This window comes from Moraxella sp. CTOTU47618, from assembly GCF_032017425.1.
GTDB lineage: Bacteria > Pseudomonadota > Gammaproteobacteria > Pseudomonadales > Moraxellaceae > Faucicola > Faucicola tetraodonis.
In genome coordinates this window covers 1-25,580 of record NZ_DALZPW010000008.1, presented here as the reverse complement: position 1 = coordinate 25,580, position 25,580 = coordinate 1, and the positions used below count along the sequence as shown (strand labels likewise).

The following is a 25,580-nucleotide window of genomic DNA, read 5'->3' as shown; positions in this document are numbered from 1 at the left end:
TCCAACCGCTAAACTTTAGCAAAATACTTGGTCAACACTTCAAGACAGCGCGTCACCTTCGCAGGTTGTTGTTCATGCCGGGGTGTTACCGCATACAGCATATAACTTGGTAATTGGTAACCTGGCAATACTTCCACCAAATCGCCATTTGCCAATTCTTTTTGGATATCGAGTGACATGATACGGGCAACGCCATGCCCTTCTTTGGCAAGGGTCGTGGCAAGCATAATGTTGTTGGTTTGAATACGCGTTGGCATACGCACGCGTGATTTTTTACCTGTTTCCACATTGATCATATCGACTTGATTGGGATCTTTGATAAGGCTAATGCCAATCATATTGAGTTTGGCTAAATCTTTTGGCTCAGTTAATTTTTCATTTTGACGTAAAAAATGCGGTGAAGCCACCAGCAGCTGACGTATCTCAGTCAAAGGAAACGCCGATAAATTACTGTCATTAAGGTTTGGTGACATCCGAAGGGCGATATCGATACGCTCTTCAATCAAGTCAACATACTGATTGTCCGCTTCAAAATGGATGGTTAAATCATCATGCGCCGAAATCCAAGTCGACAGCGCCGGTAAAATATGATTCACACCCAATTCTGGCGTGGTCGCAATGCGTAAGTTCCCTGCTAACTCATCGCGTAATTGATTGACACGGATACGACCTTGTTCGGCTGCCGCAACCACATCTTTGGCACTCTCATAAAAACTAGTGCCTGCTTCTGTTAAGCTTAACTTACGAGTCGAGCGATGCAATAACACCACACCCATATCGTTTTCTAACGAGCGGATTTGTTGACTAACCGCACTTGTTGTTATGCCCAGTTCTTTTGCAGCACCACTAAATGAAGCATGACGTACAACACTTGCAAAAACCGCCATGCCTCTTAAATTATCAAGCATATTTCACCCAATTTTATCACTTAATCAAAGTCACTGTTAAAAGCTGATGTATTATACGTTATTAGCAAGATAAATTAAACGACATCGGGATTTATTAACTAAAATTATTAATATTTTTTTCAACTATTTAATAGTGTATTTTATTGATTTTTTTAACAAATATTGGTTTTCTTCAATTATTCGTCTGTTAAAAAAGTAAAAATTAGAATTTATATAAATTAAATTGACTTATTGAATTAACTTAACAGAGCTAATCGAGGCGTGTTGCTGCAACAGTGCCTGGGTAACTGCTTGTTGTTCAAGCTGATGAGTAGCTTGTTGTAATGCTAGTTTTTCGCGGGCTTCTTGGAGTGCTTCTGGTGTTAATTTCTCTAGCGCTTGAAAATTACTTGCCCCCTCCGCCAAACGAATATCAATACCCTCAAAACGCTGTCGAAGTTTTTGGCAAAAATTATCAAAAGTTGCGGTATGGGTCAAAAAGCTTTGTTCAGTGACAAATTGGCTAATCCCATGAATCTCGCCCGTCATAACCCCGCGTTTGGCAAGCACTAATTCATCATCATCGAGCCAGCCTTGCTCACGGGCATTAAACACCCAATAATCCCATTTGGCAGGCGTCCATTCGCCTTCAAGTGGTACATCAGTGGGTTTGAGCAACGCCAGTGGCGATATATCAGCAATATCACTACCCTCTACCCTTCTCATGTGTTGGGGAGGATTGTCAACATCAACATTAACATTGACATTAGTAGCTACGGCGACTGGCGCTGGCTCATTTTTTTTTATCGGGTTGCTATCCTGTGTAACCATGACAGGTGCAGTAACAATACCAGGCACGCTAGTTTCATGATGACTGTCACTGGGTTGCAAGTCAGATAAGCGATTGGCATCGGCATCGTCTTCTATGGTGGGCGTTTGCTGTGTACTGGTATTGACCGCGGCTTCATCGATAGATATTAAATGGCTATCATTAAATACCTGTTGTTCAATGCTTTCTTCAATGCCTTGTTCAACGCTATCAACGCTATCAACGTTTGAAGCAGATTTGAGCAGATTGTCATCCGATAAGTTATTATCACTCTGCTCCGAAGTTACTTGTACGCTAACTTCAGCCAGCACTGAAGATTTTGCACCTTGTATGGCTTCGCTAGGCGTTGTATCAACAATTTGAAAATCAGGACTTTGAGAATCAGGACTTTGAGAATCGGGACTTTGAGAATCAGGATTATTAGCGATTGGTAAACGAAGCGGGATTTGATTACGATGAAGCGGCTTGAACGCCATCAAGCGGAGTAAACACATCTCTAACGCTTGCATCGGCGTATTAGCTAATGCCAAGTTTTCACGGCTTTTTACCACAATGTCATAATATAGCTGTAATAGCTCTGCGGGTAACTGCTGAGCAAGTTGTTGCAATTGCTCGCTTTGCTGGCGATTGAGTTGCAAATCAAAATTTGGCAAGGCTTGCAAAATTGCCAATTGATGTAGCATCTCAGCCAATCTGTCAAATACGGCTTTGGCATCTACCACCTGCTCGCGCAGAAGCTGAATGGATTGCGTCAGCTGCTGGGTATTTTGCTGATAAATATTGGCAAGGATAGCGATGACATCGGCTTGGTCAATTAAGCCAAGCATCTGGCGAATCACTTCATCTGTGACATTGCCATTGCCAAATGCAATGGCTTGATCAGTGAGTGACAACGCATCGCGCACGGAGCCTTTGGCACTGCTCGATAGCTGCCATAAGGCATCAGGCTCGTAGCTGATTTGTTCTTTGTTCAGAATCGTACCAAGATATTCAGCGAGCGCCACTTGCGGCAAAGGTCTGAGTACAAATTGCAGACAACGCGAGATGATGGTAATGGGCAGTTTTTGTGGGTCTGTGGTCGCAAGCAGAAACTTCACATGCGCTGGCGGCTCTTCGAGGGTCTTGAGTAGCGCATTAAAACTATGCGTCGATAGCATATGCACTTCATCAATTAGATAGACTTTGTAGCGACCTTGCGTTGGTGCATACGGTACGTTGTCGAGTAATTCACGGGTATCTTCAACTTTGGTACGTGATGCCGCATCAATCTCAATCAAATCAATAAAGCGACCACTATCGATGGATTGGCATACACCACATACGCCACAAGGCTCGCTTGTCACCCCTGTCTCACAGTTAAGGCATTTTGCCAAAATACGCGCAATGGTAGTTTTGCCGACGCCGCGCGTACCCGTAAATAGATAAGCATGATGCAAGCGCTGGTTATGGATGGCATTGATTAATGCTTTGGACACATGTTCTTGTCCCAGCAGCTCATGGAAGTTTTTTGGACGATATTTGCGTGCTAGGACTTGATACATGGTTATGGATACATGACAACAAAAACGTTAAAAAAAGAAATAACCTTAACCCACTCGTAGTAAAACTAAACCGCTGGGCTATTGGCTTCAATTAGAGGCTGTAATTCACCGTCTTGGAACATTTGATAGATAATATCACTGCCGCCAATCAGCTCACCTGCCACCCATAATTGTGGGAAAGTTGGCCAGTTAGCAATCTGTGGCAAAGTGGCACGGATTTCTGGGTTTTCAAGAATATTGACAAACGCAAATGGGCGGCCAATTTGGGTTAGCACATCCACCGCACGCGCAGAAAAACCGCATTGTGGAAACTGTGGCGTGCCTTTCATGTAAAGCAATACGCTGTGTTGAGCGATTTGGTCACGGATGGTTTGTTCGATGTCAGTTTGGTTCATATCAGTCATATGAAATTCCTTTATCAAGCCCTTTAAAGTAGAGCGCTATCTTCGCAGCTAGAATTTGACTCACTAATAATGAGTGCAGGGTTGCTATTATACGCTATAATGGTTATTGAAAGTAAACATTCAAGATGCCCACCCCAAAAAAGTCAGCAGCAAAATCACCCGCAAATTCCATTAATTTGATGAAGTCACTTGTTCAAGCAACACCACACAGCTTACCATGATCCCTTCTTGACGACCGGTAAACCCAAGCTTTTCAGTCGTGGTGGCTTTGACGCTGATTTGGTCAATCGCGCAGCCCATGACACCGGCAATACGCGATTGAATCTCGTTACGATAAGGCAATAGTTTTGGACGCTCCGCCATGATAGTGATGTCGGCATTAATAAGCGCAAAGCCTTTTGATTGGATAAACTGGTACACTTGGTTTAGCAAAATGGTCGAATCTATATTGCGAAAACGCTCATCGGTATCTGGGAAAAACTGCCCAATATCGCCAAGTGCCAATGCACCAAGCAACGCATCACACAACGCATGTAGCACCACATCGCCATCAGAATGCGCAAGCAAACTGTGGGTATGGGGAATTTGTACCCCGCCTAATGTTATGAATTGGTTTTCTGTGCCGTCATTAACAAAGGCATGGACGTCAATACCCTGACCGATTCTTATCATGGTTAATCCTATTTTTTTATCTTACTGTCGTGATTTTGGTAGGCTATTCTGTTTGGTTTAATGGTGTCTATTTTATCGGTCTCTATTTTAACGGTTAAAGCATGATTTACAAGTAGCTAGGCAGCTTAGACTAGTAACTTAGGAATAGCAAATTGGGAAAAACAACTTGTGAATAGCAACTTTTAATACCCCATTGCTGGCGCTACCGCTACATAGCATAAAAATCGGCTATTAAACAAGTTAGCCTATATTATTTAAAAAAAATTGATAAATCCTAGTAAATTGCTATGGTATTTTATTATATAACGTTATATAATATAAAAATAAACCCATCAAGTGGGGAACTTGATGGGAGTGGGTAATGCACTACTTGTTTTTATTTTTATTGTTTCTTTCTTCTTCTTTGTTTTACTGATGTTAGCCATAATGCCAAATTATGGCTTTTTTATTTTTATCGTTTTTTATTTTATTTTTTGTTTTAGTGATTCTGTCTTAGTAATATCGTAGTCAACAAAGCTTGTATTTATGTCGTGATGAATTTATTTTAGCGGATTTGCACCTACGCTCTATGTGCTCTTTGTTATGAATTGTTAAATTAAGTTTCTTTAGTTTCCTTAATAAAACTATTAATATTAATTTTGCATCCTTGTTGTTGCATTGCTACTTTTTAATGATAAACCATCTGAGTGATAGGCAATAAAAAAACGGCTTAAAATTTAAGCCGTTTTTTGTTGTGTTAAGATTAACGCGTACGTGGGCAAACTTCATTGTCATTGAAAAAATAGCTGATTTCACGGGCTGCAGATGTGGTTGAGTCTGAACCGTGAACCGCGTTCTCATCAATGCTGTTAGCAAAGTCACGACGGATAGTGCCTTCAGCGGCGTCTTTTGGGTTGGTAGCGCCCATGATTTCACGGTGGTGAGCCACTGCATTCTCGCCTTCAAGTACTGATACAACCACTGGACCTGAAGTCATGAAAGAGACTAAATCGTTGTAAAACGGACGCTCTTTGTGCTCAGCGTAGAAACCGCCCGCCTTTTCGTTGTCTAAATGCAACATTTTTGCTGCCACAATTTTTAAGCCTGCTTTTTCAAAACGACTGTAGATTTCGCCAATGTGGTTGCCTGCAACTGCGTCAGGTTTGATAATTGATAACGTACGTTCAATGGCCATGTTAAATTCCTTTAAAATTGAAGGGGATTATGATTTTAAGTGCTAGAAACTGTAAAAACAGCCCATACCCTGCCCGATGGCTCTGTCAAATCGTGATTTGAAGATTTGAATAAACGCGGGGTGCTGTTCTTAGTTGCCTATTATAATGATATTGAGGGCAAAAACTAGTTTAATTCATCACTGTTAAGTCGAAATTGCTAGAATATCAAGTTGAACGAGTTTTTTGTAATAAATGGCGGATATATTCTGTGATACGCAACTATGATATAGTAGCCAATAGCTTAAATTTTCTCTCAATGGTATGACGCTCTCAAATATCACAAAAACACAAGCGGTTGTTGTCAGCCTATGCTTGGCGCTATTATTGGTGGCAAGTATCGGTTTGGCACGTCAGTTTACTGTCAAAACCATGCCAGATTGTCAGCAAAAAAGCCAGCCGTTCGATTATAGTATCTGCGAGCTTGATGCTAAAAACGCGGCGAATTTTTCACTGCAGTGGCAAAATCCCTCGTCCACGAGCCACCCATTACTACTCACCTTTACTACCCTGCGCGATTATTTGGCAAGCCAGCAACCTGCCAAAACCTTGTTGTTTGCGATGAATGCAGGGATGTACGATGGCAATTTTGCGCCGATTGGATATACGGTCATCAATGGCAAGCAAATCCGAGCCCTAAATCTCAAGCAGGGCGGCGGCAACTTTCACCTAATGCCCAATGGGGTATTTTGGCAAGACCGTCAAGGTTTTCATATCACTGAAAGTCAAAGCATGGCAAAAAAACTGGCAAACGGGGCAAAACCGACCTTCGCTACCCAATCTGGACCCATGCTGGTCATCGATGGTAACATCCATCCGGCATTTGATGCCAATAGTACCTCGAGAAAATACCGCAATGGTGTTGGCGTGTGTGGTGACAATCCTAGCCGCGTCAAATTTGTGATAAGCGATACCCCTGTCAGCTTTTATGAGTTTGCCGATTTGTTCAAATCGCAATTGGGCTGTGACAATGCGTTGTTTTTGGATGGCGGTAGTGCCTCGGCATTGTATAGTCAGACGCTGTCACGCAATGAAAATAAATATATGGGTGTGATGATTGCGGTGACACAAGACAAATAATGCGTATTCGGTGAGACAAGTTTATGCTGATTTAATCAACGTTTTGCATAAAATTATCCATTTCCACATTGCAAAAATAATTTTTTAAGGTATTATAATCAGCCTAGTTTTGACAAATTTGCTTAGCAATATTTGTGACGCTACCCTTTCGGGCCTATAGCTCAGTTGGTTAGAGCAGAGGACTCATAATCCTTTGGTCCACAGTTCAAGTCTGTGTGGGCCCACCATATAAAACAACCACTTAGGTGCATTAATCCTCAGTGGTTTTTTATTTTTTAGATTGTAATAATCAAATAGCAATTAGCGTCAATCCCTATTTTAAAACCATACTTCTAAATCCATACTCATGTGATTGGGTTTTGACTGTTTGAATCAATCACCTAATCACTATCTAATTTTATATAAATACTTGTTTTATATTGAATTATTGATGTTAATAGTTAACACATTCAATGAAAACGTCTTTACATTCATTGTAGATAAGTTATAATAAAAACAATACGACTGGTCTATTTTTTATAATAGCGTACACAATAACTATGGAGTCTGCCCCTATCAAGAAGTCTGAAGCAAAACGCTTACACATTCTTAACACCAGTTCTGACCTGATTTTGCATAAAGGTTTTAGTGGTTTGGGATTACAAGAAATTTTACAAAGCTGCGAGATCCCTAAAGGTTCATTTTATCATTACTTCAAATCTAAAGAGTCTTTCGGCTGTGAGTTGGTACAGTATTATGTAGATAATTACCAACGCCGTTTGGATGAACTATGGCATAGCGACCAATCCGCTTATCAAAAACTAATCGGATATTTTAACCTATGGATTGAAGATCCTGATGCGCCATGTAGTTGGGCAGATAGCTGTTTAATTGTAAAACTTGCTGCAGAAGTCGCTGACCTATCTGAAGATATGCGCGCTATTATGTCCGATGGCGTCGATAAGGTAATCCAGCGGATTGCTGAAGTCATCGTCTTGGGCAAACAAGATGGGTCTATCCAAGCAGAGACTGATGCCTTGACGGTAGCCCAAGTGACTTACCAAATGTGGATGGGCGCAGCGTTATTAAGTAAGCTGCAAAAAGATAAAACACCATTACATCAAGCCTTAAAAGCGACAGCGTTTTTATTAAAAAGTGGACAGTCTTAAAAGTTAGCTTTGCTGGCTTAACCTCACTAACTTAACCTTAGTAACTTAGCTTCACTATCTTGGCTTCACGACAATGATGTCTGCAAAAATTATAATAGCAGCCCAATCATTATGTATGACTGGGCTGCTATGACATCAACTTGATAACAATGCGTATCACTCATGTACTAACTTGTAGGTTAGTACATCTGATAGCTATGCTTTTTCTTAAAGTGCTTTTTCTCAAATAGCGTCTTCAACACCTTCAATGATAAAGGCACGATAATTTGCCCCTTTTAGGCGATGTTGTAATGCTTCTTGATAGATGGAACTGTGATACCAGTCTCGCGCGGCTGCCATATCAGGAAAGCGTAAAATAACAGCGCCTTCAATTTCATTGCCTTCAAGCACTTCTAATTGACCATAAAAAGCCAAGGGTGTTAGCTCACGACCTTCACGGGCAAGCGGCGCTTTTTGTGCATATTGCGCCAGTTCCTCAGCGTCCGTAGTTTGCTCACGGGTAAATACCACATACGCAGACATGGGCTACTCCTTATTTAACAATTCAAGGAGTGCACTGGCGGTTGCAGCAGAAGAGGCAGGATTTTGTCCAGTAATTAGTAAGCCATCTACTTGGACATACACTTGCCAGTCACCCGTTTTAGAATAATGACCACCTTTTTCTTTGAGCATATCTTCGACTAAGAACGGTACAACTTCGGTCAATCCTACTGCTTCTTCTTCAGTATTGGTAAAACCCGTCACAGATTTACCGCTGACCAAAGGCTTGCCATCACTGGTTTTTACATGACGAAGAACACCTGGGGCGTGACAAACTGTAGCAACGGGTTTTCCTGACTCAATCGCTTGTTCAATCAGAGCAATTGAAATCGGATCTTCTGCCAAATCCCACAATGGACCATGCCCGCCTGGGTAAAACACGGCATCATAATCGGCGATAGAAATTTCGCTAAGTTTATGCGTCTGTGCCAATGCTTGCATAGCTACGGGATCTGCTTCAAAGCGATGCGTGGTTTCAGTTTGCGCATCGGCCAAATTACTTTTCGGATCTAGTGGTGGCTGCCCACCTTGAGGTGATGCTAGGGTAACTTCAGCACCCGCATCAATAAAGGTGTAATACGGTGCTGCAAGTTCTTCTAGCCAAAAACCTGTTTTCTTACCAGTATTGCCGAGTTTGTCATGTGAGGTCAGAACAAGTAAAATTTTCATGTTATTTTCTCTGATAGTTTTTAGAATTTGGGTTATTGCTACATGAGCACAGCGATAGTTCGTATGTGCAAAATGCAAAATACCGAGCAAATTAACCCGTTATTTGATAGCTGTTATCTGGTAGCCATTATTGAGTAGCTGTTATTTAATAGCCTTGCATTCTTGATAGCATTGACAAAACGTGTGAAATTAAGCCTACAGGCTGCTTGATATTGGCTAGTTTAGAAAATAGCGTTCTGACGTATATTTAGTCAGCGAGGCGTGATGATAAAAAATAGGTAAAAAACGGCATCAACGACTAGCTAGTTGACTGATTTAACTAGACTGATGCAATAAAACGCTACGTAGCGTATCATCTAGAATATCAAATGACAGGCAGCGCTTTAGAGAATTTAAGCATCAGTCTAACCTGGTAGTTTACTCGCCAACACATCTACTTTTTCAATAGAAGGCGGTTCTGAAAATAGTTCATCTGCTTGAGCCATCAAAGCGGCGGCAACCTTGCCCGATAAATGAGCCTCGCGACCTGCTTCATCAGGGAATGCATCAAAAATACCAAAGGTTGAAGGGCCAAGGCGTAGACCAAACCATGCAACTGTGGCAGGTTCTTCATTGACGATAGGCAGACCAGCTTTTAGGAAATCTTCTACTTGTTGTTCTTTACCTGGTTTAGCTTCAAGACGGACATATAAAGCGGTTTTAACCATCACTAATACTCCAATATTGACTAGCCGACATTGACTAGCATCAAAATTGAGTCTAAACCACTGTTATATTCATGTCAAACGGCTTTAGCGCATAGCTTTGTTGTATAAAGGTTACATAAACATTTGCGCTTTAACTTGTAAGGAATGTCTGTATCCGCTTAAATTTTAGGTTGATATTACTTCCTTTATGCTTGCTTTAACCATGACAAAGAAACAAGCATAAGTGATAAGGTGTAAATGATGTTGCACTCGCCACCTTTGATTGGGTACACTGGTACAACAATAAATGACGGCATTTTACCAACGGCTATTTTTGGCGAAAACACAGGCGCAAAAGCTATGACCTTAACTAGCGCCCTTGACCTTACACCTTTAGCATAGACTAAGAATATCGACTATTTTTCATTAATTCTATCAGATTAGACTGACTGACCCAAGCCAGCCTGTCTGCAATACACTAAAAACACTGCATTTAATTAAACTAACCCGCTATTAAACCCACTCACTATTACAAAAGGATAAATCCATGAAAGCCGTATCATATGTTATCAATAACCATGATGATTTTAAAAACTCATTGGTAGATATTGAAAAAGCGAAGCCTACGCTTAAGGAGCGTGATGTACTGGTAAAAGTTCAGGCAATCTCTGTGAATCCAGTTGATACCAAAGTGAGAAAAAATTCGTCTGAAGCAAATAATCGTATTTTAGGTTGGGATGCCGTTGGGGAAATTATCGAAGTTGGCTCAAAAGTTACCTCGTTTAAAGTAGGAGATTTTGTTTGGTATGCTGGCGATTTAACCCGAGATGGTAGTAATGCTGAGTTTCAAGCAGTCGATGAACGAATTATCAGTCTTAAACCCATTACAGTATCTAATGCAGAAGCAGCAGCATTGACCATTAACTGCAATAACGGCATGGGAAATGCTGTTTGATCGGTTTCAAATTTCAGAAACAGAAGTTGGCAGTATTTTAATTATTGGTGGTGCAGGTGGTGTAGGATCAATCGCTATCCAACTCCTAAAAGCAAAAACAAATCTGACCGTTATAGCAACAGCTTCACGTGAAGAAACGAAATCTTGGGTGGAATCACTTGGTGCCGACCATGTTATCGACCATAGCAAAGATTTAAACGAACAAATCGAAGCACTAGGTATTGAAAAACCAAAATACGTATTCTCTACAAATCATACAGACACCTATATCAAGCAAATAGTTTCTCTGATTGCACCCCAAGGTAAGCTTGGATTGATCGATGATCCACAAACCTTTGATATTATGCCGTTTAAGACTAAATCTATTTCTATCCATTGGGAGCTCATGTTCACCCGCTCAATGTTTGAAACCGATGATATCGAAAAGCAAGGTGATCTATTGCAACAGGTTGCCCAGTTAGTTGACCAGCAAAAAATTAGAAGTACGCTTAACCAAAATCTAGGCAAAATTAACGCGGCAAACTTGGAAAAAGCACATAAGCTGCTTGAATCAGGCAAGTCAAAAGGCAAAATTGTACTAGAAGGTTTCTAACACGCATCTTGTAGAACATATCTTGGGCAACACAGACCCTTAAAATAACGCACCAAACGGCTGACAGAATGAACACTGCCAGCCGAAATGACGACCCATCATCTTGGCTATGCCAATATGCCAAACTCGACAACTAAAACGACAATCAATAAATTACTGCCACTAAGATGATGATAAGCCATGCCATCAGTATAGAGATGACAGAAATCAACGCGGCTTGGGTATATTGATGGTTCATACAGTTATTCCGACACGCTGATACGCGCTATGATTCTAATAAACTTTGCGTATAATTTTCGATGCCCATCGAGGTCACTAGTTCCATTTGCGTTTCTAGCCAATCAATGTGCTCTTCACTCCCGTCTTTGAGTTTGACCAATAATTTGCGAGAGACAAAATCACGCTGCTGCTCACATAAAGCAATCGCATTTTTGATGATGTCAGTTTTTTGATACTCTAGTTGCAAATCACAACGCAAAATTTCACCAACATTTTCACCGATTAAAATTTTGCCAAGTTCTTGCAAGTTTGGTAGACCATCTAGCATTAAGATACGCTCAATGAGGTCATCTGCCCATTTCATCTCATGAATCGACTGATGATACAATTTTTCATTGAGTTCACTCAGTCCCCAGTTTTTGGCGATACGCGCGTGTAAGAAGTATTGGTTAATAGCAATCAATGCCTGACCCAAAACTTGGTTTAGCGCTCTTAGAATTTCTTTATCGACTTGCATAATGTTTACCTTAGTTGCCTTATTGCTTTGTCGCCTTATTCAGAGATATCACCGAGCTGAGATTGCAGATAATTGGCTAGTCCCATCATATCAATCAGTCTTAACTGCTGCTCCAACCAATGCGCATGGTCTTCTTCAGTATCTACCAATTGGGCGACCAAAATCTCACGGGTTACATAGTCTTGCTCTTGCTCACAAAGCGCAATGCCGTCTTTGAGATGTTGACGAACCGCATACTCAAGCTGAAGATCGGCTTTTAGCATACTTGGCACATCATGACCGATGTTGATATCGGCAACTTTCATATTGGGTGTGCCTTCTAGCATCAACACCCGATTGATTAACGCACGCGCATGATCGCTTTCTTCTTCCATTTCATGATGCATACGCGTATGAAGTTTTAGATAATGCCATTCATGATACATTTGCGCATGAATAAAGTACTGGTCACGAGCCCCCAGTTCACCACTAATTAAGAAATTTAGATAATCAATAACAGCTTGGCTGCCTTTCATGGGTATATCCTTGAAAAATGAACAGAAACAAAGGTTGGGTATTATCTGAAATACTAAATTAAAGTGACGTTAAAAACAATTCACCGCAGCAAATAATTTACAATATTTGTCAATCGCTCATTCATTGAGATTAATGAATAAGCCTGGGTGTGTACGCTACCAGATTATTAGGCAACTTAATAAACTAGGCAACATTAATACACTAGGCAACTTCAATAAATAGGTGCGTATAGTTATTGATGCTCTGGGCGTACTCTTCGAGATAACCTTCAATCATTGGCTGACAGCCGCCACAACAAGTAGCCACATCAAGCTCAGCTTGTAATGCCTCTAAGCTGTCATGACCTTGTTCAATGGCTGTTTTGATTTGACTTTCTTTGACCGCATTACAGATACACACAAACATACGCACCTCGTTGATAAATTTTCTTATATAATAATGATAATTATTCTTATTATCAATAGAAATTTTCTCAATCAGGTTATTCACTGACAAACGCAATTTTGGTTAGCTTGTTTTCGCTTGCTGTTGCTAGGATTTGCGCGACGGTATCATATCGGCTGTCTTTATCAACGCGTAGCTGAATGCTTGGGGTCTCGCTTAATTTGCCTTGTTCGGCAAAGCGCGTGTTTAACTGCGCCAAACTGATACTGGCATCATCCCAAAAAATCTTGCCATCTTTATCAATACTTACTTGTATCATTTTTGGCGGGGCTTCATTGACTTGTGCCGAGGTTTTGGGCAAATTTAGCGGCACACTGGGATTGATTACCGTTGCCGTCACCAAAAAAATAATCATCAAGACCAGCATGATATCAATCAGTGGAATCAGATTGATTTCATTCATGCCCGTCGAAGCGTCATCACCGAGTTGAAATGCCATAAGTTATTCCCTGTTTATCTATTTATCTGTTTAGCTTATCTGTTTAGCGTTGGGTCAAGGTTAGGTGTTTTTCAGCATTAAGTCAGCGGCGTTAGTTTGTTGCTTGGGCTGCGAGCTGGTTTGCAAATGGGGCTGGGTGGCTAAACTAGTTTGCGTAACTGGGCTGGAAGAATTCATCAACACGTTGGCAAGCAAGGTATGCGCCGTGTCATTCGCTTGGTGCATGGCTTTGCGATTGATTCGTACTACGACATTGTACATAATGACCGCAGGAATCGCTACCGCAAGCCCAAGCCCAGTCATAATCAAAGCCTCCCCAACCGGTCCTGCGACTTGACCAAGTCCTGCTTGACCTGACTTAGCAATGCTATGCAACGCATGAAAAATCCCCCACACGGTACCAAATAGCCCAATAAAAGGGGCAATAGCAGCGGTCGTGCCAAGGATATTTAAGCCCTGCTCACTGGCAAAACGGTAGCGATTGAGCTGTTGCAGTAACTGCTGCTCAGTGACTAATTTTTGATTGTCTAGGGATAAGGTAGTCAGTTGAGATTGCTGTTGGTGAATTTGATCGGTCAAATCTTGCGACACTGTTTTGGCAATTTTTCGGCTATTTAAGATACGTAAAATGCCTGTAATCCAAGACAGCATCGATAAAACAATTAACACAAAAAATAACGTCTTGGTCACTACATCTGTATATTGCCAGTAATTTGCAAAATCCATAATCATTCCTATAACACGATAAATATAACAACTACCTTTAAATGTTAGTATAAATGATAATCATTATCAACAAAAATATTAAAAATTAGGCTTAATTTAACCAGCGACTTTACAATAAAATCCAACGACTTTAATTTAAGCAAATTTAAAATCTAATAATTTTAAAATCAAATGACTTTAAGATAAAGTAACTTTAAAATTAAGTAACTTTAAAACCTCATACTTTTTTATCTTCGCTTTGTGTTAGCTTTACCTTGGGCAAAACTAGCACAAGGTTATTGATAACCTACAGTATCGAGTAGGATGACTACCTTACGCAAAATGCCGTTTTCGGTTACACCGATGAAGACCCTAGGCAATTGTCTTGATACCCCGCCAAACCTTGTGGAAGTAGGGCGAGTAAAAAATTGGATTTTGGACATAATTAAAATTTTTCTGCAATATTTTGTGAAAATATTAAACCGCAATGGGCAATCCATCATGCTGATGGTTATCACCCATTCAATTTAAAACTGATAACTTAGCGCTACTTTGACATTGCGTCCCATGGCTTTATCACCGGTATTGGATACGTGCTCATAGTAGTAGGCATCTGTAAGGTTATACACGCCAGCATCCACAGTTAATTGTGGTAAAGTGCTTGGACGATAGCTACCAAATACATCATAGGTGGTAAAACTTGGCAAATCAGCGACGGCAGTAGCGCTGGTGCGACGCGTTAAACCTTTGACATGGCGGATGGCGCTTCCAAGGCTGAATTTATCATTAATGTCATAATTAAAGCCAAGGTTTAACTGATCGCCTGAGTCTTTATTGAGTTGGTAACCTTGCTCGGTATCGCTTTTGGCATGGGCATAGCCTGCATTCAAGCGCATATTATTTAGCCGATATTTTGCGCTCAGCTCATAGCCTTTGACGGTAGTCTCGCCGGCATTGATGTAGCTAGCACATTGCCCGTCTGTCACTGAGTTACCTGTGGTACAGTCAATGCCTGTTATGCGGTCGATTTTATTGTCATACTGGGTATCAAAGACTTTGGCGGTCAGCGACATACTGTCTTGACTGTCAAACACCCCCTGAAAACGGCTACTGATACCCAGCTCTGCGTTTGCGCCTGTTTCTGCTTCGAGGTCTTTATTGACGAAGGTTTGCCCAGATTGGTGGATGGTTTCTGGCAAGGGTGGTCCATTAAACAATTGGGTATAACTGGCAAATAAGCTGTGGTTTGGCGTCAGTTTAAATTCCCCTGCCAATGCGCCCGACACTTGATTATAGTCGTCACTGCTTAAGCGCTCTGATGGCTTATAGTGGTCAAAGCGCACGCCAGGCGTCAGCGCAAATCGTCCCAATTCGATTCGGTCTTGTAAGTACACCCCTACGCTGGTAGCGTCTTCTGTGATATCACTACTCTCTAAGGTCGCTGATTTTTTATAGCCTTCTACCCCATAGTTGAGCGTATGGGTCAAAGCATGATCACCATGATGTTGCGTCAGTTGCTGTTTGATACTTGCCGTCATGCCATCGGTTTTGCCTGACGTGGCTATACGCATGGGGGTCGTTCCGCGTAGTCCTTGTGACAGCGATTCATTGGTTAAATGATAAATTTTGCTGTTTAGCTCAAAATTGCTATGCGGTTTATACTCATAGCCGAGTGCATAGGTTTCATTATTGGTGTAGCCAGGATGAATATTATCGGGTAAATTGGCTTGGTAGCCGATATTGGGGCGAAACGGATAGTTGCCGTCATTGTCATAGCTTTGGTAACTGGCAGTAATTTTGTGACCTTCTGCCGGCATCACATTGACTTTGGCTAGTATACTTTTGATAGTAATATCATCACCTTGGATATGGTTGCCTTTGCCATCTTCGCCGCCATCGCTGTCACGCTCACTATAAGACACAATCATGTCCAATTGCTCATTGGGTTTGGCATAGGTAGTTAAGCTTCGCTGAAATTGCTGATCGTTACTGGCATAGCCCAGTTTAACTTTTGCCCCCATTTTTTGATCTGGTAGTAGCAAGTCCTGTGCATCCACCGTGGTAAACGCCACACCGCCACCGATGGCATTATTGCCCAAAGTCACCGAGTTATTACCCACTGACACTTCTGTTGTTTTATACAAATCTGGGTCAAGTCCACTAATTCCGGCATGGTGAAAGCCGCGCGTTTCCGGTTGGCGCACCCCATCCACGGTAATTTTTAAGGCACTGCCGGCATTGTCTGAGCCCAAACCGCGAATATAAATATGCTGATCCATCCCCGAAGTACCACCGACATTCACCCCAGCAACCGTCGGTAAATATTGATTGAGTAAATCAGCTTGCTGTACCTTGACTGAGCTCTCATGGCGGACGTTCTCAGTCTGTTTTGCTGGGGTATATTGACGGGCATTAAAAGTAATGGTCTGCAAGGTAGTGACGGGTTCTGGCTCACCCGCTGTTGCCAACGGTGAATAAAGGGTGGTTAATACACACAGACTTAAATAGCGCAAAGCACCACGCGGCGGTAAACTAGCATTGGCAGTATTCATAAAATTACTCAGATATATAAAAAAAGAGAAGCGTTACAAAGCGGTAAGAATAATAATATAAATGATAATCATTATCAATTAATTTTTCCAATTATTTCCCTTTTTTCGAATATCTAACGCTAGTTATCAATAAGTAATCAAGTAAAATCAGGCAACATCAAGCGAAATTATAAAGTGGCTTAAAGTTCGCCCAATAATCCTTTCAATAAGTTATAACAATTTCACCCCGCTAAAATTTTGCTAATCTCTCCTAGACAGGAGCCACAATTGGTGCCTGCTTTGCAATGTTTACCAACCTCAACGACGGTTTTACAGTGATATTTTTTTATTGTCTCAACAATGGTGTTTTCACCCACTGACATACAAGAGCAAACAATCCGCCCTGTATCAATAAAACCCGTGGCAGGTTTGCCCATTAGTAGCCATTTACGCGTATGGCTATCGAGCGTTGTGCCAAATTGGCTATTAAGCCAGTTATGGGTGGGTAGTTTATGCTCGTGGGTGCTCAAAAATACTAGCGCATGGACTTGCCCGTTTTGCAATATCGCAAGTCGTAAATCTTGGCTGGTGTTATCGGTATCAATATGTTGATAATGAATAATATCAAAGTTGTAGGCTTGCGCTGGTTGATTGAGCCATACACTTAACTGCTGTTGCCAATATTGTTTATCAAACCAAGTGGTCATAAACGCAGACTGATTATCAATGGCAAAAAAATACTGGCTACTGTTTGACTGGCGATTACGCACCCAATAAGTCATATCTGGCGATTCAAGCCAAGTTAGCAGGTTTTCATCACAGTGTTTATCAATCAATAACCATCCAAATGCTTGCATGGTTAGCTTTTGCAGCCTGACAGGTTGGTGCTTGAGCTGCGGTTGCTGTGAAAAGGGGTCATGATGATTGCTGATAAGCTTACCGACACGCGCATTGGCGGCAAAGTGTTGATTCCAGTGCATAGGTATAAACACATCGCCTTGGCGTTGTTTTTCAGTCACATCTGCCCGCACTAAGATAGTACCATTGGGACTGTTAATTTGCACAAAATCGTTATTTTGTACACCCAAAGGTTTGGCGTCACTCGGGTGAATCGCAACCAGTGGGTGCGGTAAATGCTGATTGAGCTGTGGGGCAATCCCTGTACGGGTCATGGTATGCCATTGGTCACGCGAGCGACCTGTGTTAAGCACTAGTGGATATTGCTCATCAGGCAATGACTTGGGTACCGCAGGATTAACGGTGACAAAATGCAGTTTTTGGGTATCAGTATAAGTTGTGCCGATAGTGGTGTGTGCGTCTTGTTTTTGTAGTCCAAAATAATGCGGTTGACCCCATTGAAACGGTGCCAAATTATCATACTCGTTTTGGCTAATATTGGCTAAATGACTGATATTAAAACTTCGACTATCTGTATTTTTTTCACCGCCATTCTTCTCGCCACTAAGCCGAGCGTGTTCGGCAAACACTTGGTAGTCGTGGGTGTAATCAAAACCCACAAAACCCATTTTCTGTGCCACTTGGCTGACTATCCACCAGTCGGGCTTGGCATCAGCAAATGGGGTGACTAAGCGGCGCTGGCGAGAGATACGGCGTTCGCTGTTGGTGACCGTGCCTGATTTTTCACTCCAGCCTTGCGCGGGCAAAACCACATGAGCAAAGTCGAGCGTGTCGCTGTCTTTTGAGCAGTCAGACACGATGACCAGTGGGCATTGCTGTAACGCCATGGCAAATTTGTCTGCTTCTGGTAGACTGACTACAGGATTGGTCGCCATAATCCAAATCGCTTTAATTTGCCCCTCCAAAATAGCATCGGCACATTGGGTTGCCTTGACACCATCTTTACCACTAATACTAGTCGGTGCTTGCCAAAAGTTGGCTACTGTTTGACGATGGTCGCTGTTTTTGAGCTCAAAATGACTGGCAAGCAGATTGGCTAACGCCCCGACCTCTCGCCCACCCATGGCATTGGGCTGTCCTGTAATTGAGAATGCCCCTGCCCCTTCAAAACCCAGTTTGCCTGTATAAAGGTGGCAATTGATAATGCTATTCACCTTATCGGTGCCATTACTGGCTTGATTGACACCCATGGAGTAAAAACTCACGGTTTTCGTGGTAGTGGCAAACAATTGGTAAAACTTGGTTAAATCACTTTCGTCGACACCGCAGATTTTGGCAACTTTTTTAATCGTCCAACTGTCACTGGCTGCAAGCGCATCAGCAAGATTGTCACAATGCCTAAGATAATCGTGATTGGCATAGCCGTTTTGGTGCAAGTAATTGAGTAGTCCGACAAATAAATGGGTATCTGTGCCAGAGCGAATCGGCAAATGCAAGTCGGCAATCGCGGTGCTGTCAGTGGCTCGTGGGTCAATCACCACGATTTTTTTATTGGGATTGGCTTGTTTGCTGGATTTTAACCGACCAAATAAAATCGGATGACACCACGCCATATTCGAACCGATAATGATAAATAGGTCGCTGTTTTCGATGTCTTCATAATTACAAGGCACAGTGTCCGAGCCAAATGCTCGCTTGTAGCCAGCCACCGCTGATGACATACACAGTCGAGAATTGGAGTCCAAATTATTGGTACCCAAAAAACCTTTAGTAAATTTGTTTGCCACGTAATAATCTTCGGTGAGCAGTTGCCCCGATACATATAGCATAACGCTGTCGGCGCCATATTCATCAATGATCTGTTGCAATGATTTGGCAACAAAGTCGGTGGCGGTATCCCAATCGACTGGCTCGCCATGAATCATCGGATGTGCCAAACGGCGGTCACGATCAAGCGTATCGCCCAACGCTTTGCCTTTGGAGCATAATTTGCCAAAGTTGGCAGGATGGGTTGGATCACCGTCAATGCTGACGTGTTGGGTATTCTCATCAATCGTCGCCAACACGCCGCAGCCAACACCGCAATAGGCACAGGTGGTCTTGACTTGGGTCAGGGGGGATTTTTGTGATGCTAAATGTTGTATAGTTGTTGTCACACGTTAACCTTTTACTATTTTTAATTTCTACCAGTCAGATCAGCCCGCCAGCAACTCTTCACAAAACGCTTTGCCAAACAGTAATTTATCTTTGATGGCTGAAATATCTTGTTGGTTTTGAATCAGTTCAAAAAACCAACCGCCCTCTTGTACATCACCATATAGCACTGCAGATAAAATACGGTTGTCTTTTACGGTGATTTTTTGATAGATGCTATGGCTAGGGTCTTGATAAATCAACTGCTCGCAGTCGTGACTCACATCGATATCACCTGCCGAAAATAGCGCCACGCCCGAGACCTTTAGCTTGGTTGCCGTTGGTTGTATGCTAAACACGGGCGAGGTACTGCCTGGCTGCTTGTTTAAGGTATGTAGCAGAATATTGGCTTGCTCATACACAGGTGCGACGAGCCCAAATAGCTGGTTGTCAAACTGTACACACTCGCCAATCGCATACACATCTGGGGTATGGGTTCGCATTTGGTTATCAACCAAAATCCCCCGCTCGCAAGTGATACCGACCTGTTGCGCAAGGGCAATATTGGGTCGCACGCCGACGGTCATGATAATGCAATCGCTGTCAATGGTTTTGGCAGGGATGGATGTGTCGACATTATCCGTGTAAGTCAGTCCAGTGACCTGGTTATCCTTGTCCACGCAAATCGTTTGAGAGTTGGCGTTGAGCACAAACTCAATACCTTTGTTTTCAAAGTAAGTTTGCAGTAAATCGGCAGCGGTTTTATCCAGTTGGCGATTGAGTAAATAGCCTGCCCCATGCACCACAGTGACTTTCGCTCCCTGTTGTACCAAAGCATTGGCAGCCTCAAGACCGAGTAACCCACCCCCGATAACCAGGCATTTTGGAGATTTTTTGCCATTATGATTGTTTTTTGCGATATCTAGCATAGCATCCACATCGGCTTTGGTACGAAAACCCATGACGCCTTTTGCGGTATGGTTGGGCAATGGCAAAATAAATGGCGTTGAACCTGTGGCAAACACCAATTTGTCATAGCCGATAGTTTCGCCACTGTCGGTGATGACCTGATGAGCAGCAAGATTGATATCGCTAACAGTGCAACCTGTCTTTACAGTGATATTATGGTTGGCGTACTCCTCTTGAGAAAATAGATAAATCTCAGCGAAGCGTTTTTCCCCTGCTAATACAGGCGATAGCATAATACGGTTATAGCCTGCATATGGCTCGCTGTTGATAAGCGTGATGGCAAACTCATCTCGACTTTGTTCGCCTTGGCTGTCAATCCCCAGTCCGCTGTGGGTACTCAGTCTGCTTTTGGCATACTGCATGGCAAAGCGTGTCCCTGCCATCCCTGCCCCTATGATAAGAATGTGTGTGTGTTGCATTATTTGGCTGACCTTGCTTATCCGACCCGATATTTAATACTTTAGAATCTAGCACTTTAAAATTTAATAATTCAAAATTTATGCCAACCGTTTTAAACCGTTGTTTTTTACTGTTTTTTATGGTGTTTTAAATTTTGGCTATTATTTGTCGGACAGTGTGGTGGATGTTGACCACTCTTTGAATTTAACCTCTTTAACTGTAGATAACTGTTTGACGGTTTTTAGCCAATTGTTTCGCTATTCATTTGCATTATTTTTTCACCTTCTCGATTACTTACCAAAATAGTGCAGTACAGCATCAAATTTTTATCATTTATGCCAATCGGTGAAAGTTTTATCACAGCAAAATAGCTAATTGATGGGTCATTCAAAAAAATTATTGTAAAAACAAAAGCTTATGATAATGGCATAAATATTGCTTTTACCTTGTTACCGTGAACCGTACAGGCTTACTTAAAGGAGAAGCAGATGCCCCAACGTTTACCGCTGTTTGCTATGAAATTACCCCGTATCAAGGTGTTACATTACACCTGGTTTGCTTTTTTCGTCACCTTTTTAATTTGGTTTGCTCATGTGGCATTGATGCCCACCATCAAACAATATTTTCATTTGAGCGATGGACAAGTCAAAGCGATCTTGATGCTCAATGTGGCTTTGACCATTCCTGCTCGTTTGCTAATCGGCGCGATGGTCGATAGATACGGCCCCAAGCGTTCATATAGTGCTGTGTTGTTGATTAGCGGTTTTTTGTGTTTTGTGTTTGCTTTTGCTCAAAGTTTCCAAATGCTGGCGATTGGGCGATTTTTGCTAGGTTTTGTCGGTGCAGGATTTGTAGTTGGGATTCGTTTGATTTCAGAATGGTTTCCTGTCAATGAAGTCGGCTCGGCGGAAGGGGTGTACGGCGGTTGGGGCAATTTTGGGGCGGCAGTAGCGTCGATGTCGATGCCGATTCTTGCCTTAATGTATGGCGGTGCAGACGGTTGGCGGTATGCGATTGCTACCACAGGCGTGATTGCGATTGTTTATTCGGTCATTTTTTATCGTGGTGTCAGTGATACACCCAAAGGCGCGACTTATTTTAAACCAAAAAAATCAGGCGGCTTGGAAGTATCAAACAAGGCAGACTTTTACTTTTATGCGGTGATGATTTTACCGGTTTATGCGATTTTGTTTTTGTTGGCGTGGCGTTTGTCACCTAGCGGATTAAAATTATTAACCGCTAATCAAACCATGCTGGCATATGCGGTGGTGGCGGTGCTTGTAGTCTATCAATATATCAAAATCTGGTCAGTCAATAAGCATTTATTTGATACATCTCGCCCTGCGGTAAATCCAGAATATGGTTATCAGTTCAAACAAGTGGCGATTTTGGACATGGCGTATTTGGCATGTTTTGGCTCTGAGTTGGCAGTGGTGTCGATGTTGCCGCAATTTTTTATTACCAACTATGGTGTATCGCATACTTTAGCAGGGTTGACTGCAGGCTGTTTTGCGGTGATGAATTTATTTGCTCGTCCTGGCGGTGGTTTTATGTCCGATGCGGTCGGTCGTCGTAAAGTATTGATGATTGCATTGGCAGGGCAAACGGTGGGTTATCTGCTAATGACGCAAATGACCAAGTTACCATTGGCGGGTGCAGTGGCAATCGTGCTGCTTACTTCTGTATTTGTGCAAGCAGCATGCGGTGCAGTGTATTCAGTGGTTCCGCTCATTCAACGCCGTATGACAGGGCAAATTGCTGGTATGGCGGGTGCCTATGGTAACGTAGGTGGGGTGTTGTTTTTGACTATTTTCTCTATGGTATCGCCAACAGGATTCTTTATTACCCTCGCGATTTTTGCAGGGATTGCCTTTATTGGCGCGACCTTCCTGAGCGAGCCACAAGGACATATGGTCGAGGTGCACGAAGATGGCACGATTGAGCGAATTGCGATAGCGTAATCGCTCTTTAAATCCAACCAAAAAACAGTCGACCAGCGGACAAGGAAGTCTAGTTAGTAAGGCAAAAAAGGGTGTATGCCCTTTTTTCATTTTTGCACAATGCGTAGCAACCGTGCTAGTAAGGAAAAACCCATGTCAAAAGCCATTCAGCAAAATACCCCCAGTTTTCAATCCTTGCCGCAACTGCTGACCCGTGCTGCTAGTCATGCAGGGCGCAAAGCGGAAAACCAAGACACCTTGACGGTGCAAACGCTGGTGCCGACAAGGGATAGCAGCGCCGCTCAGCTTGCATGGCAAGTCACCGCTTTAGCTGACGGCGTCAGCAGCTGCGGACAGCCAAAGCTCGCCAGTCAATGGGTGATTGATACGCTGATCGACCAATTGACCATGCACCAAGCTGACATGGTGACAACCTCTATTACTAGCCCTGTTACTAGCGATTCATTGAATAACAACAGTGCCGAAACGCTGGCCCAAATGCTCACCAAAAGCGTGCATATTATCAATGATTTTTTGTATTTTAGTGATCACCATGACAGCTTTGATTCAGCCTCGCAGCGGTATTTGCCCAAATTACTCTCAACCTTATCTGGTATGCTGTTTACCGAGCCTTTATTATCCGAGCACTCGGCAATGTTATTCCACACGGGTGATAGCCGTATCTATCGGCTAAGGCACAACAAACTGCACGTACTCACCCAAGACCACAGACACAAACGAGGGCGAGACAAAGGCGCGTTAGCCGCTGCACTTGGCGCAGATGCCCAAGTAGAATTACAACTTGCCCAAATCGATGTGTTGCCCGAAGATGTGTTTTTGATAATGACCGATGGCGTGTATGAATTTATCGGTGATGATGAATTATTGTTACTCACCCAATCGGCATTGGGCAAATTGTTGGCGCTGGATAACTCCACCACCTTAGACTTAGAAAATTTGCCAGAAAACTTGTGTCAGGTGGCATTGGAAAATGGCAGTAACGACAATGTCAGTTGCGTGATGATAGCGGTGTTGCCAAAAGTTGCGAGAATTTTGGCGAATGCAGATTTTGACAAAGCTGACTTTGCCGAACATACAGACAGTCGTCATGCGGTTACCCGTTTACGCATTCCGCCTGTGCTGACTGTCGGTGACAAGCTTGATCATTTTACCATTGACAAAGTAGTGCAAAACACGCCACGCAGTAGCGTGTATTTGGCAACCGACAGCACCGCTGACACAGCCGATAATCAGCGTATTATCAAAGTGCCATCTGCTTACTATGAAGACGATAGCGGATTTTTACGGCTGTTTTTAAAAGAAGAAAAAATAGGGTTAAGCCTCAATCACCCAAGCTTACTAAAATTTTACCCCAAGCCGATGAATAGCCAGTATCTGTACCATGTCACCGAATTTTTGCAAGGCATGAGCTTGCGTGAATTTATCGACACCCAGCCGCCGTTATCGGTTGCCCAAACCTTTGCTATTGTCAATCAAATCGGCATGGCGCTGCGAGCCATGCACCGTAATTATCTTCTCCATCAAGATATCAAGCCCGAAAATATCATGCTGCTGCCATCGGGTCATATCAAGCTCATTGACTTTGGTTCGGTTGGCTCGTTACTCCTAAAAACAGCGCATACACCGCCTGTGGGCGATTTGCATTATATTGCCCCCGAATATTTTAGCGATGCACCAAAAGGGGTGTATTCCGATATTTTCTCGCTGGGTGTAGTGACTTATGAGATGCTGACGGGGCTACAACCATTCGATGTCGACACCTTGACCACTGCGATGACCGCCCAAACCAACCAAAAACTGGCGTTCAAAAACGTGCGACAAGTGCGCACGGATTTGCCATTTTGGGTCAATGACGTGCTTATTCGTGCGCTGCAAGCAGATAGCAACCGCCGTTATCAGAGCATTGGTGATTTTCTCACCGACCTTGACCCCAAAAGCCATGCCGACGATAAAGCCAAACAGCCGCTGATTGACAAACATCCTGTGCTATTTTGGCAACTGGTCAGTGGCATATTAACGGTGCTGTTGCTCATCACTTGGCTACTGGTTGCGTTAAATTACTAACAATGTAATTTAGGTTATGCTTGATAGACAATTAACCTATATTTTTTAACCCATTGAAATTTATAGTTAATTTAAATATTGGCATAAATTTTGCTTACATAGCAGTATAGAAAAACTTAGGATAATACACGCCAAAAGCCAGTCATTATCCTAGTCAAGAAGCCAATGTTTCGTTAGAAGGGATAAATACATGAAAAATCTTATCGTCATCGGTAATGGCATGGTCGGTCATCACTTTATCGAAAAAGCGATTGAAAAACGCCTACACCAAACTTACCAAATCCATGTGTTTAGTGCTGAGAGTCGCCCAGCCTATGACCGTGTCTATTTATCCAGTTACTTTGAACACAAAGACGCCAGTCAGCTTAATTTAGTGGATTTGGCAAACTATGAGCAAGCGGGCATTACTTTGCATTTAGGCGAAGCGGTTAACCAAATCGATGCGCAAAGTAAAATCGTAACAACGGCCAAAGGCAATACGCTTGAGTTTGACAAATTGGTACTCGCCACTGGTTCTTATCCTTTTGTCCCGCCTGTCAAAGGCAACCAACATGCACACTGTCATGTCTATCGCACCATTGAAGACTTAGATGCGATTTTAGCAACTGCGG

21 protein-coding genes, 1 tRNA gene and 1 pseudogene are annotated in these 25,580 nt (G+C 42.6%); 7 read left to right on the top strand and 16 right to left on the bottom strand.

From position 1 onward, the window contains the following. Positions 1 to 8: 8 nt before the first annotated feature. The 5 genes from RTS09_RS07545 to ndk all read right to left on the bottom strand — a co-directional run bounded on the left by RTS09_RS07545 (position 9) and on the right by ndk (position 5,507). The gene (locus RTS09_RS07545) at positions 9 to 908 is read right to left on the bottom strand and encodes a LysR family transcriptional regulator (protein ID WP_076774597.1); all 900 of its coding nucleotides are present in this window, start codon (positions 906 to 908) and stop codon (positions 9 to 11) included. 228 nt (positions 909 to 1,136) lie between these two features. Next, complete coding sequence (gene dnaX, locus RTS09_RS07540; protein WP_312535734.1) at positions 1,137 to 3,257, bottom strand: DNA polymerase III subunit gamma/tau; 2,121 nt, start codon at positions 3,255 to 3,257, stop codon at positions 1,137 to 1,139. 65 nt (positions 3,258 to 3,322) lie between these two features. Further along, the gene (gene grxD / locus RTS09_RS07535) at positions 3,323 to 3,661 is read right to left on the bottom strand and encodes a Grx4 family monothiol glutaredoxin (protein ID WP_007116440.1); all 339 of its coding nucleotides are present in this window, start codon (positions 3,659 to 3,661) and stop codon (positions 3,323 to 3,325) included. Positions 3,662 to 3,832: 171 nt separating this feature from the next. Beyond that, positions 3,833 to 4,333 (bottom strand): 2-C-methyl-D-erythritol 2,4-cyclodiphosphate synthase, encoded by a 501-nt coding sequence (ispF, locus tag RTS09_RS07530; RefSeq protein WP_065253686.1) that lies wholly within the window; start codon positions 4,331 to 4,333, stop codon positions 3,833 to 3,835. A 742-nt stretch (positions 4,334 to 5,075) separates the two neighbouring features. Further along, complete coding sequence (gene ndk / locus RTS09_RS07525; RefSeq protein WP_007116442.1) at positions 5,076 to 5,507, bottom strand: nucleoside-diphosphate kinase; 432 nt, start codon at positions 5,505 to 5,507, stop codon at positions 5,076 to 5,078. Positions 5,508 to 5,808: 301 nt separating this feature from the next. Between ndk and RTS09_RS07520 the strand changes: the two genes are divergently transcribed. From RTS09_RS07520 to RTS09_RS07510, 3 genes are all read left to right on the top strand, one after another. After that, positions 5,809 to 6,624, top strand: coding sequence for a phosphodiester glycosidase family protein (locus tag RTS09_RS07520; RefSeq protein ID WP_312535731.1), 816 nt, complete (start codon positions 5,809 to 5,811; stop codon positions 6,622 to 6,624). Positions 6,625 to 6,774: 150 nt separating this feature from the next. Then, positions 6,775 to 6,851: transfer RNA gene (locus RTS09_RS07515), tRNA-Ile, on the top strand. 312 nt (positions 6,852 to 7,163) lie between these two features. Next, positions 7,164 to 7,772, top strand: coding sequence for a TetR/AcrR family transcriptional regulator (locus tag RTS09_RS07510; protein ID WP_312535727.1), 609 nt, complete (start codon positions 7,164 to 7,166; stop codon positions 7,770 to 7,772). A 222-nt stretch (positions 7,773 to 7,994) separates the two neighbouring features. Here RTS09_RS07510 and RTS09_RS07505 read toward each other — a convergent pair whose 3' ends face one another. The 3 genes from RTS09_RS07505 to RTS09_RS07495 form a co-directional block, all read right to left on the bottom strand. Next, complete coding sequence (locus RTS09_RS07505; RefSeq protein WP_312535725.1) at positions 7,995 to 8,294, bottom strand: DUF1330 domain-containing protein; 300 nt, start codon at positions 8,292 to 8,294, stop codon at positions 7,995 to 7,997. A 3-nt stretch (positions 8,295 to 8,297) separates the two neighbouring features. Next, entirely contained in the window at positions 8,298 to 8,981 is a 684-nt protein-coding gene (locus RTS09_RS07500) for a type 1 glutamine amidotransferase domain-containing protein (protein WP_128680684.1), read from the bottom strand. Between the two features lie 404 nt (positions 8,982 to 9,385). Then, complete coding sequence (locus tag RTS09_RS07495; protein ID WP_065253682.1) at positions 9,386 to 9,688, bottom strand: putative quinol monooxygenase; 303 nt, start codon at positions 9,686 to 9,688, stop codon at positions 9,386 to 9,388. A 526-nt stretch (positions 9,689 to 10,214) separates the two neighbouring features. Between RTS09_RS07495 and RTS09_RS07490 the strand changes: the two are divergent. Further along, positions 10,215 to 11,214: pseudogene (locus RTS09_RS07490) on the top strand (zinc-binding alcohol dehydrogenase family protein). A gap of 265 nt (positions 11,215 to 11,479) precedes the next feature. Here the strand turns inward: RTS09_RS07490 and bfr (RTS09_RS07485) are convergent. From bfr (RTS09_RS07485) to RTS09_RS07450, 8 genes are all read right to left on the bottom strand, one after another. Continuing rightward, a complete protein-coding gene (gene bfr, locus RTS09_RS07485) occupies positions 11,480 to 11,950 on the bottom strand; it encodes a bacterioferritin (protein WP_309596856.1) in 471 nt (156 codons plus the stop codon). Between the two features lie 35 nt (positions 11,951 to 11,985). Beyond that, positions 11,986 to 12,465 (bottom strand): bacterioferritin, encoded by a 480-nt coding sequence (gene bfr / locus RTS09_RS07480; protein ID WP_282850562.1) that lies wholly within the window; start codon positions 12,463 to 12,465, stop codon positions 11,986 to 11,988. A gap of 202 nt (positions 12,466 to 12,667) precedes the next feature. Continuing rightward, complete coding sequence (locus RTS09_RS07475; protein WP_007116452.1) at positions 12,668 to 12,871, bottom strand: (2Fe-2S)-binding protein; 204 nt, start codon at positions 12,869 to 12,871, stop codon at positions 12,668 to 12,670. A gap of 76 nt (positions 12,872 to 12,947) precedes the next feature. Beyond that, positions 12,948 to 13,349 carry an ExbD/TolR family protein gene (locus RTS09_RS07470; RefSeq protein WP_060996274.1) on the bottom strand — a complete coding sequence of 134 codons (402 nt, stop codon included), beginning with the start codon at positions 13,347 to 13,349 and terminating at the stop codon, positions 12,948 to 12,950. Between the two features lie 60 nt (positions 13,350 to 13,409). After that, positions 13,410 to 14,075, bottom strand: a complete 666-nt coding sequence (locus RTS09_RS07465) for a MotA/TolQ/ExbB proton channel family protein (protein ID WP_312535718.1) — start codon at positions 14,073 to 14,075, stop codon at positions 13,410 to 13,412. 506 nt (positions 14,076 to 14,581) lie between these two features. Continuing rightward, on the bottom strand, positions 14,582 to 16,606 hold the full coding sequence (locus RTS09_RS07460) for a TonB-dependent receptor domain-containing protein (protein ID WP_312535716.1): 2,025 nt from the start codon (positions 16,604 to 16,606) through the stop codon (positions 14,582 to 14,584). 221 nt (positions 16,607 to 16,827) lie between these two features. Further along, complete coding sequence (locus RTS09_RS07455; RefSeq protein WP_312535714.1) at positions 16,828 to 19,599, bottom strand: molybdopterin-dependent oxidoreductase; 2,772 nt, start codon at positions 19,597 to 19,599, stop codon at positions 16,828 to 16,830. A gap of 39 nt (positions 19,600 to 19,638) precedes the next feature. Beyond that, entirely contained in the window at positions 19,639 to 20,964 is a 1,326-nt protein-coding gene (locus RTS09_RS07450; protein WP_312535712.1) for an NAD(P)/FAD-dependent oxidoreductase, read from the bottom strand. Positions 20,965 to 21,432: 468 nt separating this feature from the next. Here RTS09_RS07450 and RTS09_RS07445 point away from each other — a divergent pair, with 468 nt between their 5' ends. From RTS09_RS07445 to RTS09_RS07435, 3 genes are all read left to right on the top strand, one after another. Further along, positions 21,433 to 22,905 carry an MFS transporter gene (locus RTS09_RS07445; protein WP_050323933.1) on the top strand — a complete coding sequence of 491 codons (1,473 nt, stop codon included), beginning with the start codon at positions 21,433 to 21,435 and terminating at the stop codon, positions 22,903 to 22,905. Positions 22,906 to 23,037: 132 nt separating this feature from the next. Then, the gene (locus RTS09_RS07440; protein ID WP_312535709.1) at positions 23,038 to 24,969 is read left to right on the top strand and encodes a bifunctional protein-serine/threonine kinase/phosphatase; all 1,932 of its coding nucleotides are present in this window, start codon (positions 23,038 to 23,040) and stop codon (positions 24,967 to 24,969) included. 190 nt (positions 24,970 to 25,159) lie between these two features. Then, a partial coding sequence (locus tag RTS09_RS07435; protein WP_312535706.1) for an FAD-dependent oxidoreductase occupies positions 25,160 to 25,580 on the top strand: 421 nt, incomplete at its 3' end.